The organism is Streptomyces sp. G-G2 (assembly GCF_030063135.1).
Classification (GTDB): Bacteria; Actinomycetota; Actinomycetes; order Streptomycetales; family Streptomycetaceae; genus Streptomyces.
Window position 1 is genome coordinate 77656 of the sequence record NZ_JASISO010000007.1, and the last position, 15821, is coordinate 93476.

The 15821-nt window shown below is 72.6% G+C and carries 16 protein-coding genes, 1 tRNA gene and 1 pseudogene; 9 read left to right on the top strand and 9 right to left on the bottom strand.

Annotated elements, in window-relative coordinates; all coding sequences use genetic code 11:
- Window positions 1–13 precede the first annotated feature (13 nt).
- Genes QMF80_RS07940 through QMF80_RS07950 form a run of 3 tightly spaced genes read right to left on the bottom strand, consistent with a single transcriptional unit; the run spans window position 14 to window position 2668 of the window.
- Entirely contained in the window at window positions 14–769 is a 756-nt protein-coding gene (locus QMF80_RS07940; RefSeq protein ID WP_283450931.1) for a TrmH family RNA methyltransferase, read from the bottom strand.
- A gap of 10 nt (window positions 770–779) precedes the next feature.
- A complete protein-coding gene (locus QMF80_RS07945; RefSeq protein WP_283450933.1) occupies window positions 780–1991 on the bottom strand; it encodes an HTTM domain-containing protein in 1212 nt (403 codons plus the stop codon).
- Complete coding sequence (locus QMF80_RS07950; RefSeq protein WP_349372191.1) at window positions 1967–2668, bottom strand: DUF5819 family protein; 702 nt, start codon at window positions 2666–2668, stop codon at window positions 1967–1969. Before QMF80_RS07950 ends, QMF80_RS07945 begins: the two co-directional genes overlap by 25 nt.
- A gap of 102 nt (window positions 2669–2770) precedes the next feature.
- Between QMF80_RS07950 and paaA the strand changes: the two genes are divergently transcribed.
- The 6 genes from paaA (at window position 2771) to QMF80_RS07980 (ending at window position 7801) form a co-directional block, all read left to right on the top strand.
- Window positions 2771–3766 (top strand): 1,2-phenylacetyl-CoA epoxidase subunit PaaA, encoded by a 996-nt coding sequence (gene paaA / locus QMF80_RS07955; RefSeq protein WP_283450937.1) that lies wholly within the window; start codon window positions 2771–2773, stop codon window positions 3764–3766.
- Window positions 3763–4059 (top strand): 1,2-phenylacetyl-CoA epoxidase subunit PaaB, encoded by a 297-nt coding sequence (gene paaB / locus QMF80_RS07960; protein WP_283450938.1) that lies wholly within the window; start codon window positions 3763–3765, stop codon window positions 4057–4059. The genes paaA and paaB overlap by 4 nt, the downstream gene beginning before the upstream one ends.
- A gap of 41 nt (window positions 4060–4100) precedes the next feature.
- Window positions 4101–4835 carry a 1,2-phenylacetyl-CoA epoxidase subunit PaaC gene (gene paaC, locus QMF80_RS07965; RefSeq protein WP_349372193.1) on the top strand — a complete coding sequence of 245 codons (735 nt, stop codon included), beginning with the start codon at window positions 4101–4103 and terminating at the stop codon, window positions 4833–4835.
- Window positions 4829–5323 (top strand): 1,2-phenylacetyl-CoA epoxidase subunit PaaD, encoded by a 495-nt coding sequence (gene paaD, locus QMF80_RS07970; protein ID WP_283450942.1) that lies wholly within the window; start codon window positions 4829–4831, stop codon window positions 5321–5323. Before paaC ends, paaD begins: the two co-directional genes overlap by 7 nt.
- The gene (locus QMF80_RS07975) at window positions 5324–6460 is read left to right on the top strand and encodes a 2Fe-2S iron-sulfur cluster-binding protein (protein WP_283450944.1); all 1137 of its coding nucleotides are present in this window, start codon (window positions 5324–5326) and stop codon (window positions 6458–6460) included.
- 195 nt (window positions 6461–6655) lie between these two features.
- On the top strand, window positions 6656–7801 hold the full coding sequence (locus tag QMF80_RS07980) for an acyl-CoA dehydrogenase family protein (RefSeq protein WP_283450946.1): 1146 nt from the start codon (window positions 6656–6658) through the stop codon (window positions 7799–7801).
- Between the two features lie 93 nt (window positions 7802–7894).
- On the opposite strand, the gene QMF80_RS07985 is transcribed toward QMF80_RS07980, so the two are convergent.
- The 6 genes and pseudogenes from QMF80_RS07985 to QMF80_RS08010 all read right to left on the bottom strand — a co-directional run bounded on the left by QMF80_RS07985 (window position 7895) and on the right by QMF80_RS08010 (window position 12523).
- Entirely contained in the window at window positions 7895–8248 is a 354-nt protein-coding gene (locus QMF80_RS07985) for a rhodanese-like domain-containing protein (RefSeq protein ID WP_283450948.1), read from the bottom strand.
- 94 nt (window positions 8249–8342) lie between these two features.
- Complete coding sequence (locus QMF80_RS07990; RefSeq protein ID WP_283450950.1) at window positions 8343–9158, bottom strand: J domain-containing protein; 816 nt, start codon at window positions 9156–9158, stop codon at window positions 8343–8345.
- 69 nt (window positions 9159–9227) lie between these two features.
- The gene (locus QMF80_RS07995; protein WP_283450953.1) at window positions 9228–10811 is read right to left on the bottom strand and encodes a DUF2252 domain-containing protein; all 1584 of its coding nucleotides are present in this window, start codon (window positions 10809–10811) and stop codon (window positions 9228–9230) included.
- 87 nt (window positions 10812–10898) lie between these two features.
- Window positions 10899–11441: pseudogene (locus QMF80_RS08000) on the bottom strand (LuxR C-terminal-related transcriptional regulator); the annotation flags it as partial.
- Window positions 11357–12151 carry a sensor histidine kinase gene (locus QMF80_RS38020; protein ID WP_349372194.1) on the bottom strand — a complete coding sequence of 265 codons (795 nt, stop codon included), beginning with the start codon at window positions 12149–12151 and terminating at the stop codon, window positions 11357–11359. The gene QMF80_RS38020 and the pseudogene QMF80_RS08000, both read right to left, overlap by 85 nt.
- A 289-nt stretch (window positions 12152–12440) precedes the next feature.
- A tRNA-Leu gene (locus QMF80_RS08010) sits at window positions 12441–12523 on the bottom strand.
- 290 nt (window positions 12524–12813) lie between these two features.
- Here QMF80_RS08010 and QMF80_RS08015 point away from each other — a divergent pair.
- The 3 genes from QMF80_RS08015 to QMF80_RS08025 all read left to right on the top strand — a co-directional run bounded on the left by QMF80_RS08015 (window position 12814) and on the right by QMF80_RS08025 (window position 15805).
- Window positions 12814–13650 carry an FHA domain-containing protein gene (locus QMF80_RS08015; protein ID WP_283450955.1) on the top strand — a complete coding sequence of 279 codons (837 nt, stop codon included), beginning with the start codon at window positions 12814–12816 and terminating at the stop codon, window positions 13648–13650.
- Window positions 13651–13660: 10 nt separating this feature from the next.
- Window positions 13661–14176: an FHA domain-containing protein FhaB/FipA gene (locus tag QMF80_RS08020; RefSeq protein ID WP_283450958.1), complete on the top strand. Its 516-nt coding sequence runs from the start codon at window positions 13661–13663 to the stop codon at window positions 14174–14176.
- Between the two features lie 144 nt (window positions 14177–14320).
- Window positions 14321–15805 carry a PP2C family protein-serine/threonine phosphatase gene (locus QMF80_RS08025; protein ID WP_283450960.1) on the top strand — a complete coding sequence of 495 codons (1485 nt, stop codon included), beginning with the start codon at window positions 14321–14323 and terminating at the stop codon, window positions 15803–15805.
- Window positions 15806–15821 lie beyond the last annotated feature (16 nt).

Below are 15821 nucleotides of genomic sequence, written 5' to 3' on the forward strand. Positions count from 1 at the left end.
GGCTGCCCACTGGTCAGGCCTTCGGGCCGCCCCAGTGAAAGAGGGTCATGGCCACGCTGGTGGCGAGGTTGTAGCTGGAGACCTGCGGACGCATCGGCAGGGACACCAGGTGATCGGCCCGGGCGCGCAGCTCGGGCGAGATGCCGTGGCGTTCCGAGCCGAAGGCCAGCAGGGCGTCGTCCGGGAGGGTGAGGGCGCGGATGTCCTCACCTTCCGGGTCGAGCGCGTAGAGCGGCCCGGGCGGCAGCTCCTCCAGCTCCAGCCGGGCCACCGTGGTCGCGTAGTGCAGCCCGGCGCCCGCCCGGACCACGTGCGGGTGCCAGGGGTCCAGGTCGCCCCGGGTGATCACCCCGGTGGCACCGAAGCCCGCCGCGAGGCGGACGACGGCGCCGACGTTGCCGAGGTTGCGGGGGTTGTCCAGGACGATCGCGGGGGCGTCACGGGGCGTCCGGGCGAGCGCGCCGATCAGGGCGTCCCGGCCGGGGCGTACGGCGAGGGCCGCGACCCCGGTGGGGTGCACGCGCGGCACCAGGTCGCGCAGCGGTGCCTCCTGCGCGAGGGCGTCGACCGCGGCCCGTACGTCCGGGGCCAGTTCAGCGGCGAGCGCCAGCAGCGCCGCGCGGTCCTCGGCGACCACCAGGACCACCTCCGCGCCGAAGCGCAGGGCGTGCTTGAGCGCGTGGAACCCGTCGAGCAGCACCAGCTCGTCCCGCCCGGCGGCCTCCCGCCAGCGCCGCGCCGTCCCGGTCGTCGTCTCTTCGCCACTCATGCGGACGACCTTACGGCGCGGGCGCGTACTCCTGCGCCGGTGCCCGCGGCCCGGGGGTACGGGCGGCGTCCCGGGGCCCGCCCGCGCGTCCCCGCAGGGCGCGGGCCCGCGCGCCCAGCCACAGCAGGAACACCGTCGGCAGGAACACCGCGTCGGCCGCGATCATCGCCAGCGAGAAGAACGGCAGCCCCAGCAGCACCGCGATCCCGGTGTGCTCCAGCATCATCACGACCAGCAGTACGTTCTTGATCCGCCGGTTGAACAGGGTGAACGGGAAGGCGACCTGGACGATCACGGTCCCGTAGGTCAGCAGCATCACCAGCGTCCCGCTGCCCGCCAGCAGCCCCGACAGCCCGGGCCACGGCGAGAAGTAGTCCAGCCCCAGCGGGTAGTACAGGGCGGTGCCGTCCTGCCAGCGCGAGCCCTGGATCTTGTACCAGCCCGCCGTGGCATAGATCAGGCAGACCTCGACCATGATGATCAGCAGGCCCGCGTTGTGCAGCAGGTTCGCGATCACGTCCAGGGTCGCGCGCCCCTCGCCGTCCGGCTCGTACCGGTCGGCCGTCCACCACAGCCCCTGGGCCACCCACAGCGTCAGGAAGACGGCGAGCCAGCCGCCGCCGATCCCGCCGGTGAGCCCGCCGTACGCCAGGAGCAGGCCCAGTACGGCCCAGAGCACCGGCCCGGCCGCTCCGGTGGCCGCCGATCCGGTGCGGGCGGCCCGCCGCGCGTCCAGCGACCACACCCGCGCGCAGCGGGTGAGCACCAGGTACATCGCCATCAGGTGGATGACGTTGTCCCCGCCGTCGCCCATGAAGACGCTGCGGTTCTGCAGGGACAGCACCCCGACCATGAACAGCACGGACGTCGCCCGGGTGCGCCAGCCGACGAGCAGCAGCGCGGCGGAGCCGAGCGCGAGGGCGTAGACGCTCTCGAACCAGAGGGTCGAGTGCGACCACATCAGCACGGTGAAGGCGTGGTTCGAGTCGACCAGCCGCTCGGCCAGCTGCCAGCTCCAGGGCCCGTCGGGACCGTACAGCTCGCGCCGGTTCGGGAATTCGCGCAGCAGGAAGAGCAGCCAGGTCGCGGAGAACCCGATCCGGACCACGGCGCTCTGGTACGGGCCCAGCGCCTCCCCGCTGATCCTGGCCAGCCACCGGCCGAGGGCCGCCCGTACGGCGGCCGCGGGCGCGGGGCTCACGCGGTCGTCGGCACGGTCCACCACGGCAGCTCCCGGTAGTAGGTCTGGGTGTCGGTCTTCTCCGAGCTCCACGGCGGCGCCGCCACCGAGGTGGTCGCCGAGCGCAGCTGGATCCGCAGGATCCGGTCCCCGTCCGCGGCCAGCCGGCCGACGGCGATCCGCTGGAGGTAGGCCTCGGAGAGCGCGCCCCGGTCGCCGCTCGGCTTGTTGTCGTCGTCGTGCGAGCCGGTGAAGAAGTCCCAGGCGCGGCGCAGCTCGTTCTGCTGGGTGTGGCTGGGCAGCGGGTTGTGACGTATCTCCGCGCCGTCCTCGGCGGACAGGTCGCGCCACGCGGTGGTGGTCAGCCGCCCGGCCGCGGTGCGGATCTCGGCCCGCGCCTCGACGGCGATGTTCTGCTGGAGCGGGTTGGGCGCGAAGAGCTTCCAGTTCTGTTCGAACTCGGGATAGATCCAGGAGTCCACCGCGCCCGTGTGCCGCTTGCTGACCGTGTTGGACGGCGCCACGTGCAGGAACACCATCGCCAGGTGCCAGCAGGCGGTGACCGCGACGGCGCCGAGCGCGAGGGCCGCGAGGGCCCGGTACGGGGTGGACAGCCCGGCGATTCCGGGGGCGCGGGGAGGGGGGCCGCAGGGCGGCGCTGCGGGGTTTTCCGCGGCTTCGTGCTCGTTCGAAACCATCCCGCCCCGATCATCGGCCATCCACAGAGGTTGACACCCTACGGGCCGCCGTCTCACCATTGAAGAGAATGAACCGAACGATCGGTCGGTCGGGCGGCAGGGCGAGATCGGCAGGGGGCCGTGATGGTGGCAGTGACCCCGGAAACGGGGCAGGACGTGGCCCGTACCGCAGGCCTGACGGCGCAGCTCGTGTCGTCCTTCGAGGCGGCCGTCGCGGCCGAGGAGCGGGTGGAACCCCGCGACTGGATGCCCGACGAGTACCGGGCCTCGCTGGTCCGCCAGATGGCCCAGCACGCCCATTCGGAAATCATCGGCATGCAGCCCGAGGCGAACTGGATCACCCGCGCGCCCTCGCTGCGCCGCAAGGCCATCCTCATGGCCAAGGTGCAGGACGAGGCCGGACACGGCCTCTACCTCTACAGCGCCGCCGAGACCCTGGGCACCAGCCGCGAGGAGCTGCTCGACAAGCTCCACGCGGGCAAGCAGAAGTACTCGTCGATCTTCAACTACCCCACCTTGACCTGGGCCGACGTCGGTGCGATCGGCTGGCTCGTGGACGGCGCGGCGATCACCAACCAGGTGCCGATCTGCCGCTGCTCGTACGGGCCGTACGCGCGCGCCATGGTCCGGATCTGCAAGGAGGAGTCCTTCCACCAGCGCCAGGGCTACGAGCTGCTGCTCGCCCTCTCGCAGGGCACCGAGGCCCAGCACGCCATGGCGCAGGACGCGGTCGACCGCTGGTGGTGGCCCTCCCTGATGATGTTCGGCCCGCCCGACGACGAATCGGCGCACTCCGCGCAGTCGATGGCCTGGCGGATCAAGCGGCACACCAATGACGAGCTGCGCCAGCGGTTCGTGGACATCGCCGTGCCGCAGGCCGAGTCGCTGGGCCTGACCCTGCCCGACCCGGACCTGAAGTGGAACGAGGAGCGCGGCCACCACGACTTCGGCGCCATCGACTGGGCCGAGTTCTGGAACGTGCTCAAGGGCAACGGGCCCTGCAACGAACAGCGCATAAGCCAGCGGCGCCGGGCGCACGAGGACGGCGCCTGGGTCCGCGAAGCGGCCGTGGCGCACGCGCTGAAGCACAGCGCGAAGAACGAGGAGGCACGGGTATGACCACCGGTTCGAGGCAGGACTGGCCGCTGTGGGAGGTCTTCGTGCGCTCGCGCCGCGGCCTCTCGCACACGCACGCGGGGAGCCTGCACGCCCCCGACGCGGAGATGGCGCTGCGCAATGCCCGCGACCTCTACACCCGGCGGGGCGAGGGCATCTCGATCTGGGTGGTCCCGTCGGCCGCGGTCACCGCGTCCTCGCCGGACGAGCGGGATCCGTTCTTCGCCGCCGCCGCGGACAAGCCCTACCGCCACCCCACCTTCTACGAGATCCCCGAGGGGGTGCGACACCTGTGACCACCGACGCCACAGCCCCGGCGGACACCACCAGCGCTCCGATGCCCGGCACGCCGGTCACCGGCCCGGTGCGCGCGGCCGCTCTCGCCCTCGGCGACGACGCCCTGTTCCTCTCCCACCGCCTCGGCGAATGGGCCGGACACGCGCCCGTCCTGGAGGAGGAGGTCGCCCTCGCGAACATCGCGCTCGACCTGCTCGGCCAGGCCCGGGTGCTGCTGTCGATGGCCGGGGACGAGGACGAGCTGGCCTACCTGCGGGAGGAGCGCGCCTTCCGCAACGTCCAGCTGGCCGAACAGCCCAACGGGGACTTCGCCCACACGATCGTCCGCCAGCTCTTCTTCTCCCTCCACCAGCAGCTGCTCTTCACCGAACTGGCCGCCGGGGACGGACCCTTCGCGCCGCTCGCGGCCAAGGCCGTCAAGGAGACCGCCTACCACCTCGACCACGCCGAGCAGTGGACGCTGCGGCTCGGCGACGGCACCGAGGAGAGCACCCTCAGGACGCGGGCCGCGCTGGACGCCCTGTGGAAGTTCACCGGCGAACTGTTCGAGCCGGTGCCCGGCCTCGAAGAGGTCGACTGGACCGCCCTGGAAGACCGTTGGCTGACCGCGCTGGGCGACGTCCTGGACCGGGCGGGCCTCGCGCTGCCCGAGGGGCCGCGCACCGGGGCCTGGGCCGCCGGAGCCGGACGCCAGGGCCTGCACACCGAGCCGTTCGGGCGGATGCTCGCCGAGATGCAGCACCTGCACCGCAGCCATCCGGGGGCCTCGTGGTGACCATGACCCGGCTGGAGGAGGAACTGGCGGCCCTCGCGGGCTCCGTCCCCGACCCCGAACTGCCCGTGCTCACTCTGGCCGAGCTGGGCGTGATGCGCGGGGTCAGGATGGACGAGGACGGCCGCGCCGAGGTCACCCTGACCCCCACGTACACCGGGTGCCCGGCCATCGAGGCCATGTCGGCCGACATCGAGCGGGTGCTCCACGACCACGGCATCTCCGAGGTCAGCGTGCGGACCGTACTCGCTCCCGCCTGGTCCACCGACGACATCAGCGCCGAAGGCCGCCGCAAACTGGCCGAGTTCGGGATCGCCCCGCCCCGGCCGCACGCGGCGGGCGGACCGGTGCCGCTCGCACTGTCCGTGCGCTGCCCGCAGTGCGGGTCCACCGACACCGAACTGCTCAGCCGTTTCTCCTCCACCGCGTGCAAGGCCCTGCGCCGCTGTATCTCGTGCCGCGAGCCGTTCGACCACTTCAAGGAGCTGTAGATGACCGCGGCCCGGCACGGCGCGTTCCACCCCCTGACGGTGACGGAGGTCGAGAGGCTCACCGACGACTCGGTCGCGCTCACCCTGCGGGTGCCGCCGGAGCTGCGCGAGGAGTACCGGCACGCCCCCGGCCAGCACCTCACGCTGCGCCGCGGCTCCGCCACCGGCACCGAGGTCCGGCGCACGTATTCGATCTGCTCCCCCGCCCCTGCCTCCGACGGCCCCGGGCCCGAATGGCTGCGGGTCGGGGTACGGCTGGTCGAGGGCGGCGAGTTCTCCACCTTCGCGCACAAGGAGATCGCCGCCGGTGACGTGCTGGAGGTGATGGTCCCGGCCGGCCGGTTCGTGCTCGACCCCGCCGCCGCCCCGGACGCCGCGCACTACGCGGCCGTCGTCGGCGGCAGCGGGATCACCCCGGTGCTGTCGATCGCCGCGACCCTGCTCGCCGCGCGCCCCGATGCCCGGTTCTGCCTGGTGCGCAGCGACCGTACGGCGGCCTCGACGATGTTCCTGGAGGAGGTCGCCGACCTCAAGGACCGCTATCCCGAGCGGTTCCAGCTGGTCACCGTCCTGTCCCGGGAGGAGCAGGAGGCCGGGCTGCCGTCCGGCCGGCTCGACGAGGAACGGCTGACGGCGCTGCTCCCCGCGCTGCTGCCGGTCGCCGAGGTGGCGGGCTGGTTCCTGTGCGGGCCCTACGGGCTGGTGCAGGGCGCCGGACGGGCGCTGCGCGCGCTGGAGGTCCCGCGGACCCGGACCCACGAGGAGGTCTTCCACGTCGAGGACGCCGCGACCGCGCCGTCCGCCACCGCTGCCGCCACGGCTTCCGCCACCGCTTCCGCCGCTCGGGCCGGGTCCGGACCGAGCAGCCGGGTCACCGCCCGGCTCGACGGCCGCTCCGGCACCTGGCCGGTGCGGGACGGGGAGTCCCTGCTGGACGCGGTGCTCCGCAACCGCGCGGACGCGCCGTACGCCTGCAAGGGCGGGGTGTGCGGCACCTGCCGCGCGTTCCTGGTCACCGGCGAGGTCCGGATGGACCGGAACTTCGCGCTGGAGGAAGAGGAGACCGACGCCGGATTCGTGCTGGCCTGCCAGTCCCACCCGGTGACGGACGAAGTGGAGATCGACTTCGACCGCTGACCCGGCGGGCCTGTGGCCTCCACGGGCCGCGCTCCTCCGGGCCGTGCTTGTGCGGGCGGTGCCTCTCCCGCCTGTGCCTGTCCCGTCCGTGCCTCTCCGGTCTGTCCCTCTCCGGTCTGTGCATTTACAGGAACGTGTTCTATCTTGACGCACCGTCAGACAGATACACATCCGGTGCACGCGGGAGGACAGGCAGTGGACTTCACCTTCACCGAGGAGCAGCAGGCCGCGGTCGAGGCGGCGAAGGCCGTCTTCGCGGACGTCGCCCCCGACAGCGTGCGAAGCCCCGCGCTCACGCCGGGGGCCGTGGCCGAGGAGTTCGACCGCCCGCTCTGGGCCAAGCTGGCCGCCTCCGACCTGACCGGCCTGGTCCTGGACCCGGCGCACGGCGGAGCGGGCCTCGACACCATCGCCCTGTGCCTCGTCCTGCGCGAGGCGGCCAGGGTGCTGGCCCGGGTCCCGCTGCTGGAGCACTGCGCCACCGCCATGGCCGTCCAGGCCTACGGCGGCCCGGCACTGGCCGCCCTGCTGCCCGCCGCCGCCCGGGGCGAGACCGTGCTGACCGTCGCCGCCCACGGCCGCTCGGGCCACGACCCGGCCGAACTGTCCGTCACGGCCCGGCTGGACGGCGACAGCGCCACCTGGACCCTGGACGGCGTACAGACGGCGGTGCCGTGGGCGCACAGCGCCGACTGGATCGCCGTCCCCGCGCACACCGGCGAAGGGGACGCGGTCCTCGCGCTGGTCCCGCCCACGGCGGACGGCCTCGCCCTCGGCGACCAGTTCTCCACCAGCGGGGAGAAGATGGCGGAGCTGACCCTGGACGGCGTACGGGTCCCCGCCGGCCACTTGATCGACGCGCCCGGCGCCTGGGAGCGGCTGCGCCAACTACTGGCGACCGGCACCTGCGCCCTGGCCCTCGGGCTCGGCGAGAGCGTCCTGACCATGACCAGCCAGTACACGAGCAAGCGCGAGCAGTTCGGCTTCCCCGTCGCCACCTTCCAGGCGGTCGCGGTCCAGGCCGCCGACCGCTACATCGACCTGCGCGCCATGGAGGTCACCCTCTGGCAGGCAGCCTGGCGGCTGGACCGGGCGGCCGACGGCGCGGGCGGCCCGCTGCCCGTCTCCGGGGACGTGGCGGTGGCCAAGATCTGGGCCTCCGAAGGAGTACGCCGGGTGGTGCAGACCGCCCAGCACCTGCACGGCGGCTTCGGCGCCGACACCGACTACCCGCTGCACCGCTACCACGCCTGGGCCAAGCAGCTGGAGCTCCAGCTCGGCCCGGCCGCGGCCCACGAGGAGTTCCTGGGCGACCTGCTGGCCGCCCACCCCCTCGCCTGACCGCGGAGCCGCGAACAGGTCTCGACACGATCCGCGAGAAACGGGCGCCGCGGGCCAGGAAAGATCCGGAAGGGACGGCCTCGTGCCGCGGCACTAGAGCACGAAGGCCGGGTTCCCGTTGTCCGTCACCATCGGGCGCCCGGCGGCGTCCCAGGCCTGCATCCCGCCGTCGATGTTGACGGCGTCGACCTCCTGCCGCACCAGGTACTGGGTGACCTGCGCGGAGCGCCCGCCGACCCGGCACATCACGTGCACGCGCGGGGCGCCCTCGATCGAGTCCATCGCCTCGGTCAGCTCGCCGAAGCGCGCCACGAAGTCGCTCATCGGGATGTGCAGCGCACCCTCGACATGACCGGCCGCCCATTCGTCGTCCTCACGGACGTCGAGGACAAAGCCTTCGGAGGGCACCGCGGTGGCGTCCACCGAGGGAAGCGGTCCGAAGTTCATAGCTGTCGCCTTCTCTCGTAACAGGGGTGCTCAGAACCTATCCGAACTCCCCGACTCCCCGGCTCCCCGGCCACTCGACTCCCCGGCTCCCCGGCTACTCGGCGAGCGCGGCCAGTTCCGCCTCGCGCTCGGAGACCTGGGCGAGCAGCTGGTCGGCGATCTCGTCGAGCAGCCGGTCCGGGTCCTCCGGCGCCATCCGCAGCATCGACCCGATCGCGCTGTCCTCCAGCTCCCGGGCCACCACGGCCAGCAGCTCCTTGCGCCGCGAGAGCCACTCCAGGCGGGCGTACAGCTCCTCGCTCTCCGACGGCCGGGCCTCCTGCGGCGCGGGGCCCGCCGCCCACTCCTCGGCCAGCTCGCGCAGCAGCGGCTCGTCGCCCCGCCCGTACGCGGCGTTCACCCGGGAGATGAACTCGTCCCGCCGGGTCCGCTCCTTGTCGTCCTGCGCGAGGTCGGGGTGCGCCTGGCGGACCAGCTCGCGGTACAGGCGGCGGACCTCCTCGGACGGGCGGACCCGCTCCGGCGGCCGCACGGGCTGGTCGGTGAGCATCGCCGCGGCGTCGTCGGACATGCCGTCCGAGTCCAGCCAGTCGTGGAACAGCTCGTCCACCCCGGGCATCGGCATGACGAGCGCCCGCGCGTCGCGCGCCTTGCGCAGGTCCTCCGGGTCCCCCGTCCGGGCCGCCGTGGCCTCCGCGATCAGCGCGTCGAGTTCATCGAGCCGCGAATACATCGGGCCGAGCTTCTGGTGGTGCAGCCGGGAGAAGTTCTCGACCTCCACCCGGAAGGTCTCCACCGCGATCTCGAACTCGATCAGCGCCTGCTCGGCGGCCCGCACGGCCCGCTCCAGCCGCGCCTCGGGTCGGTCGTCCTGGGGGGCCGAGGGGTCTTTGGCAGTCTGCTCGTTCACCCGGCCACCCTACGGCCCGGCCGAAGACCGTGTTTCACGTGAAACATCCCGCTCCCCCGCCCCCTGGTCTCAGACGCCCGACTCGGCCGGAACCCGCCCGGACCGCACCGCCGCCACCAGATGCGCGTGATCGGCCTCGCTGCGGTCGGCGTAGGCCACGGCGAACGTGGCGATCGCCTCGTCCAGCTCGTCGTTCTTCCCGCAGTAGCCGGCCAGCACCCGCGGATCGGCGCTGTGCGCGTGCGCCCGCGCCAGCAGCGCGCCGGTCATCCGCCCGTAGTCGTCGATCTGGTCCACGGCGAGCGCGGCCGGGTCCACACTGCCCTTGCGGTTACGGAACTGCCGCACCTGGAACGGCCTGCCCTCGACCGTGGTCCAGCCGAGCAGAATGTCCGAAACGACCTGCATGCGCTTCTGCCCGGCCACCACCCGGCGGCCCTCGTGCTCCTCGGGCGGGGCGGCGAAGCCCAGCGCGGGCAGGTGCGGCAGCAGCGCCGAGGGCCGCGCCTCCTTTACCTGGAGCACCAGCGGCTCGCCCCGGTGGTCCAGCAGCAGCACCACGTACGACCGCGTGCCCACGCTGCCGGTGCCCACCACCCGGAAGGCCACATCATGGATCGCGTACCGGGCCAGCAGTGGCAGCCGGTCCCCCTGGAGGGTTTCCAGGTACGGGCCCAGCGAGGCCGCCACGGCCGCCGCCTCCCCGTCCCCGACCCGGCGGAGCACCGGCAGCGCGTCCACGAAGCGGCGGCTGCCGTCGGGCGCCGCCTCCGTCGACTTGGCGGCGAAGCGCGCGCTGGTGTTGTTGCGGGCCTTCTCCGACACCCGCTCCAGGGTGCCCAGCAGATCCCGGGCGTCGGTGTGCGAGACCAGCTCCTCGTCCGCGATGGCGTTCCAGGCGTCCAGCGCGGGCAGCTTGGCCAGCAGCCGCATGGTGCGCCGGTAGGCGCCGACCGTGTCCAGCGCGGCCGCGCGGCAGGTGTCCTCGTCGGCGCCCGCCACCCGCCCGGCCAGCACCAGCGAGGTCGCCAGCCGCTTGAGGTCCCACTCCCAGGGCCCGAAGACCGTCTCGTCGAAGTCGTTGAGGTCGATGACCAGCCGCCCGCGCGCGTCCCCGTACAGACCGAAGTTGGCCGCGTGGGCGTCCCCGCAGATCTGCGCGCCCACCCCGGTCACCGGGGTCGCGGACAGGTCGTGGGCCATCAGCCCGGCGGCCCCGCGCAGGAACGCGAACGGGTTGGCAGCCATCCGGCCCACCCGGATCGGCGTCAGCTCCGCCACCCGACCGACGTTGGACTCCTCCACCGCGCGCACCGCGTCCGGCCGCCCGGCCGCCGCCTCGAAGTGGGCGTGCGCGGCGCGCGGCACCCGCTCCCGCAGCGCCTTGCCCTCGCCCCTGGGCGAGCCCTTCCCCGGCCCTGCCGCCCGCTGGACGAATCCGGCGACCTCGGGTATCCGGCCGCCCGCGGCCCCGGCCTTCACCGCGGTCCGCTCCCCGGCCCCGGCCGCCGGCCCCGCCTTCGCTCCAGCCTGCGCCTTCGCTCCAGCCTGCGCCTTCGCTCCAGCCCGCGTCGTCGCTCCAGCCCGCGTCGTCGCTCCAGCCCGCGTCGTCGTCCCGGCCTTCGCCGCACCCCGCACCGGTACCGCCGCCATGTGTGCCGCCCCCGCTAGATCACTTGCACGTCTGCGGACGACCGTACCGATCCGGACAGATCCGGGGAAGGGCGGCCAAGGGGTACGTCACAGCCCGGCGTCCCGCGCGAGCAGCGCCGCCTGTACCCGGTTGTCGCACTCCAGCTTGGCCAGGATCCGGCTGACGTAGGTCTTCACCGTCGCCTCGCTCATGTGCAGCCGCCGCCCCGCGTCCGCGTTCGGCAGCCCCTCGCCCAGCAGCGCCAGCACCCCGCGCTCCCGGTCGCTCAGCTCCGCGACCCGGCGCCGCGCCTCCGCACCGCGCCCCGCCGCCTGCCCCGAAGCCAGCTGGTCCACCACGTGCCGGGTCGCCGCGGGCGACAGGTAGGCGTCCCCCGCCGCGGCCGCCCGGACCGCCCCGATCAGCTCGGCCGGAGCGGAGTCCTTGAGCAGGAAGCCCGCGCTGCCGTGGGACAGCGCCCGCAGGACGTTCTCCTTCTCCCCGAACGTGGTCAGGACCAGCGCCCGTACCGAGGGCGTCGCCCGCGCCAGCTCCGCGAGCGCGCTCAGCCCGTCCAGGACCGGCATCTGGATGTCCAGCAGCACCACGTCCGGTGCGTGGGCGCGGGCCCCGCCGACTCCTCCACGGCCGCCGGGGCCTCGACCCCGTCCCGCAGGATCCCGACCACCTCGCGCAGCTCGTGCATGGCCGAGACCGAGGCCTGCCGCAGCACCCCCACCGCCTCGCGCTGGCGCTCGGTCAACGCCGGATCGACCTCCAGTGCCCCCGTGTGCACCGAGATCAGGGCCAGTTGGTGACCCAGGCTGTCGTGCATGTCCTGGGCGATCCGCTGCCGCTCCCGCAGCCGCGCCTGTCCGGCGACCATCGCCCGCTCCCGCATGAGCTGCGCGTTGCGCTCCTGGAGGGCGCGCAGCAGCGTACGGCGCTGGGACCAGTAGCGGCTGGCGAGACCCGGCATGACGGTCGTCGCGAGGAAGATCAGGGTGGCGAAGACGACGACCAGCACCGGACGCCCCTGCGGCAGCTCCTTGGCCACGCTGAGCGCGATCGAGGCGAGGAGGGCCAGGGTGAAGGCGCCGAACGCCCGCACGACGCCGCTGATCCGGCGCCCCGCGGACCAGCCGAGCAGGATCCCCACGAGGAACGCCCCGGGCAGGTAGGCGCTCAGCGCCGAGCCCACGACCAGGGTGACCACCGGCAGCCGCCGTCGCAGCAGGACGAGCGCCAGTACGGTCACCGCGCCGGCCGCCATCCGCGGGGTGGAGCCGTTGTCCAGCTCCTCGACCCCCAGACCGAGCATCACCAGCACGGCCACGAGCGCCAGATCGCCCGCGACCATCCGCCGGGTCCACGGCTCGGGCCCCCTCAGCCAGTCCAGGCCGCCACGCACCCACGCCTTCGCATTCACGTTCCGACCCTAGGGACCGCCCCGGCCCGTCGGCCGCTCTCTTTCGTCGCGTCCCGGCCCCTCTTTCGTCGTGCTCCCGCCCCTCTTTCGTCGTGCTCCCGCCCCTCTTCCGTCGTGCTCCGCCGACGGAAGCCGGACAGCCCGCAGCCCGGTTCACTGTAGGAACACAACAAAAAAAGAGAAGCCCCGCAGATCATTGATCTGCGGGGCTTCTCACATGTGGGCGAGGGGGGATTTGAACCCCCACGTCCCGAAGGACACTGGCACCTGAAGCCAGCGCGTCTGCCGTTCCGCCACTCGCCCGAGCGGCTACCAGTGGCTCTTCCCTTGCGGGCCGTTCCCCTGGCGACATCGGAACATTAGCACGTCGGAGGGGGTGGATTCACATCGCTTTCCCCGGGCATCCGGCATGGACCCGCCAGCCACTCCCGGACATCGCTCCGGGTGCGGGACACTGTGTCAGGGGCGCCCCTACCATCCCTTGTGAGGACCAACACTCTTCGGCACAGGGCCGGAGGGGAACCAGCCGAATCCGCCACGCGTGGATACGATCAGTAAGCAGTACAGGGCGACAACGACGGAGGAGGTGCCCCATGGGAGTCATGAAGCGGTTCGAGCAGCGACTCGAAGGTCTGGTGAACGGCACCTTCGCCAAGGTCTTCAAGTCCGAGGTCCAGCCCGTCGAGATCGCGGGCGCGCTTCAGCGCGAGTGCGACAACAACGCGACGATCTGGAACCGCGAGCGGACCGTCGTCCCCAACGATTTCATCGTGGAGCTGAGCGCGGGCGACTACGAGCGCCTCAGCCCCTACTCCGGCCAGCTCGGCGACGAGCTGGCCGGCCTGGTCCGGGACTACGCGAAGCAGCAGCGCTACAGCTTCATGGGCTCGATCAAGGTCAACCTGGAGAAGGCGGACGACCTCGACACCGGTCTGTACCGGGTCCGCAGTCGCACCCTCGCCTCCAGCACCTCCCAGGCGCAGCCCGACCAGGGCCAGGCGCAGGGCAACGGGCAGGGCCAGCGCCCCGGACCCGGCGGCTACGGGTACCCCCCGGTCGCCGCCCCGCCCATGCCCCACAACCCGCCGGGCGACCCCCAGCGGCGCCCGGCTCCCACGGGCCCCGCTCCCCAGCCGGGCACCGGCGGCGCCACGCGCTGCTGGATCGAGATCAACGGCACCCGCCACCAGATCTCGCGCTCCACGCTCGTACTCGGCCGAAGCACCGAAGCCGACGTGCGGATCGACGACCCCGGCGTCTCGCGCCGGCACTGTGAGATCCGGACCGGAACGCCTCCCTCGATCCAGGATCTCGGGTCCACCAACGGCATCGTGGTGGACGGGCAGCACACCACCCGCGCTACGCTCCGCGACGGCTCGCGGATCGTCGTGGGCAATACGACCATCATTTACAGGCAAGCCGAAGGGTGAAGCGGGGGCAATGTCAGAGCTGACCCTTACGGTCATGCGGTTGGGTTTCCTGGCCGTTCTGTGGCTGTTCGTCATCGTGGCCGTCCAGGTCATCCGCAGCGACCTCTTCGGAACGAGAGTGACGCAGCGCGGCTCTCGCCGCGGCGGCGACAACCGCGCGCCGCAGCAACAGCAGCAGCAGCAGTCGGGCGGCCGACAGGCCGCGCCACCGCAGCAGCGCCAGCGCCGCGGCGCCCCGACCAAGCTGGTCGTGTCCGAGGGCACCCTCACGGGCACCACGGTCGCCCTCCAGGGCCAGACCATCACGCTGGGCCGGGCGCACGATTCCACGATCGTGCTGGACGACGACTACGCGTCCAGCCGCCATGCCAGGATCTATCCCGACCGTGACGGCCAGTGGATCGTCGAGGATCTCGGGTCCACCAACGGCACGTATCTCGACCGGACCCGGCTGACCACTCCGACGCCCATTCCTCCGGGCGCCCCGATCCGCATCGGCAAGACCGTCATCGAGCTGCGGAAGTAGTACGAGAATGAGCGAGCGGAGCGAGCGAGCCGCGGCGGTGCGTCCCCCTTGGGGGACGGACCCGCGCGCGCTCCCGACCGGAGGGTGGGCAGTGTGGCTCGAGACCGGTTGTACCCGGAGCCTTCGTCGACTGGGCAGGTGCGCATGAGTCTGTCCCTGCGGTTCGCCGCCGGATCGCACAAAGGCATGATCCGCGAGGGCAACGAGGATTCCGGCTACGCCGGTCCCCGTCTCCTCGCCATCGCCGACGGCATGGGCGGCCAGGCCGCGGGCGAGGTCGCGAGTTCCGAGGTGATCTCCACCCTGGTCCAGCTCGACGACGACGTCCCGGGCTCCGACATCCTCACCTCGCTGGCCACCTCGGTGCAGCGGGCCAACGACCAGTTGCGCGTGATGGTCGAGGAGGACCCCCAGCTGGAGGGCATGGGCACCACGCTCACCGCCCTGCTCTGGACCGGCCAGCGGCTCGGTCTGGTCCACGTCGGCGACTCCCGCGCGTACTTGCTGCGCGACGATCTCCTCACCCAGATCACCCAGGACCACACCTGGGTGCAGCGGCTGGTGGACGAGGGCCGGATCACCGAGGAGGAAGCCACCACCCACCCGCAGCGCTCGCTCCTCATGAGAGCCCTGGGCAGCGGTGAGCACGTGGAGCCCGACCTCTCGATCCGCGAGGTCAGGGCGGGCGACCGCTACCTGATCTGTTCCGACGGCCTCTCCGGCGTGGTCTCCCACCAGACCCTGGAAGAGACCCTCGCCGACTACCACGGCCCCCACGAGACCGTGCAGGCGCTGATCCAGCTCGCCCTGCGCGGCGGCGGCCCGGACAACATCACCTGCATCGTCGCGGACGTCCTCGACACCGACAGCGGTGACACCCTCGCCGCGCAGATCAACGACACCCCGGTGGTCGTGGGCGCGGTCGCCGAGAACCAGCACCAGCTCTTCGACGGCGGCAACGCCATGCAGACCCCGGCGGGCCGCGCCTCGGGGCTGGGGCGGCAGGGCTCCCCGCCGCCCGGCTCCTTCGGTCCCCCCGGCAGCGGCGAGGCCCCGGGCTACGGCGCCGCGCCCGACGCCGGGTACGGCGGCAAGTCCGCCGCGGGCGGATACGGCGGCTTCGGCGAAGCCGACGGGTACGACGGGGACTCCGCCTACGAGGACACGTACGACCACCCGCGCAGGCGCCGCAGCAAAGGGCGCAAGTGGACCACCCGCTCCCTCACCCTGATCCTCGCGCTCGGCGTGCTCGGCGGCGGGCTGTACGCGGCGCACCGCTGGACGCAGACGCAGTACTACGTGGGCGTCAAGGGCGAGCACGTCGCGCTCTACCGGGGCATCAGCCAGGATCTCGCGTGGATCAAGCTGTCCTCGGTCGAGACGGACCAGCCCGACATCGAGCTGAAATACCTGCCTTCCTACAAGCGGAAGCTGGTCGAGGCCACCATCAGCGAGGGCAGCCTCGACAACGCCCGCAAGAAGATCGACGAACTCGCCGTGCAGGTGTCCGCCTGCAAGAAGGACGAAGCGCGGCGAGGCGCCGAGGGGCAGAACGGCCAGACGCCCGCGCCCGGTCCCAGCCTGACTCCCGAGGAGCAGAAGCTGGTCGGCCTGTGCGGGCAGCAGTAGACAGACGCGGGCGCAG

Bases quoted from the DNA above. Each gene is read 5' to 3' on its own strand.
- QMF80_RS07940 (WP_283450931.1), bottom strand. From the start codon at position 769: ATGAGTGGCGAAGAGACGACGACCGGGACGGCGCGGCGCTGGCGGGAG.
- QMF80_RS07950 (WP_349372191.1), bottom strand. From the start codon at position 2,668: ATGGCCGATGATCGGGGCGGGATGGTTTCGAACGAGCACGAAGCCGCG.
- paaA (WP_283450937.1), top strand. From the start codon at position 2,771: ATGGTGGCAGTGACCCCGGAAACGGGGCAGGACGTGGCCCGTACCGCA.
- paaB (WP_283450938.1), top strand. From the start codon at position 3,763: ATGACCACCGGTTCGAGGCAGGACTGGCCGCTGTGGGAGGTCTTCGTG.
- paaC (WP_349372193.1), top strand. From the start codon at position 4,101: ATGCCCGGCACGCCGGTCACCGGCCCGGTGCGCGCGGCCGCTCTCGCC.
- QMF80_RS07975 (WP_283450944.1), top strand. From the start codon at position 5,324: ATGACCGCGGCCCGGCACGGCGCGTTCCACCCCCTGACGGTGACGGAG.
- QMF80_RS07985 (WP_283450948.1), bottom strand. From the start codon at position 8,248: ATGAACTTCGGACCGCTTCCCTCGGTGGACGCCACCGCGGTGCCCTCC.
- QMF80_RS07995 (WP_283450953.1), bottom strand. From the start codon at position 10,811: ATGGCGGCGGTACCGGTGCGGGGTGCGGCGAAGGCCGGGACGACGACG.
- QMF80_RS38020 (WP_349372194.1), bottom strand. From the start codon at position 12,151: ATGGTCGCGGGCGATCTGGCGCTCGTGGCCGTGCTGGTGATGCTCGGT.
- QMF80_RS08015 (WP_283450955.1), top strand. From the start codon at position 12,814: ATGGGAGTCATGAAGCGGTTCGAGCAGCGACTCGAAGGTCTGGTGAAC.
- QMF80_RS08020 (WP_283450958.1), top strand. From the start codon at position 13,661: ATGTCAGAGCTGACCCTTACGGTCATGCGGTTGGGTTTCCTGGCCGTT.
- QMF80_RS08025 (WP_283450960.1), top strand. From the start codon at position 14,321: ATGAGTCTGTCCCTGCGGTTCGCCGCCGGATCGCACAAAGGCATGATC.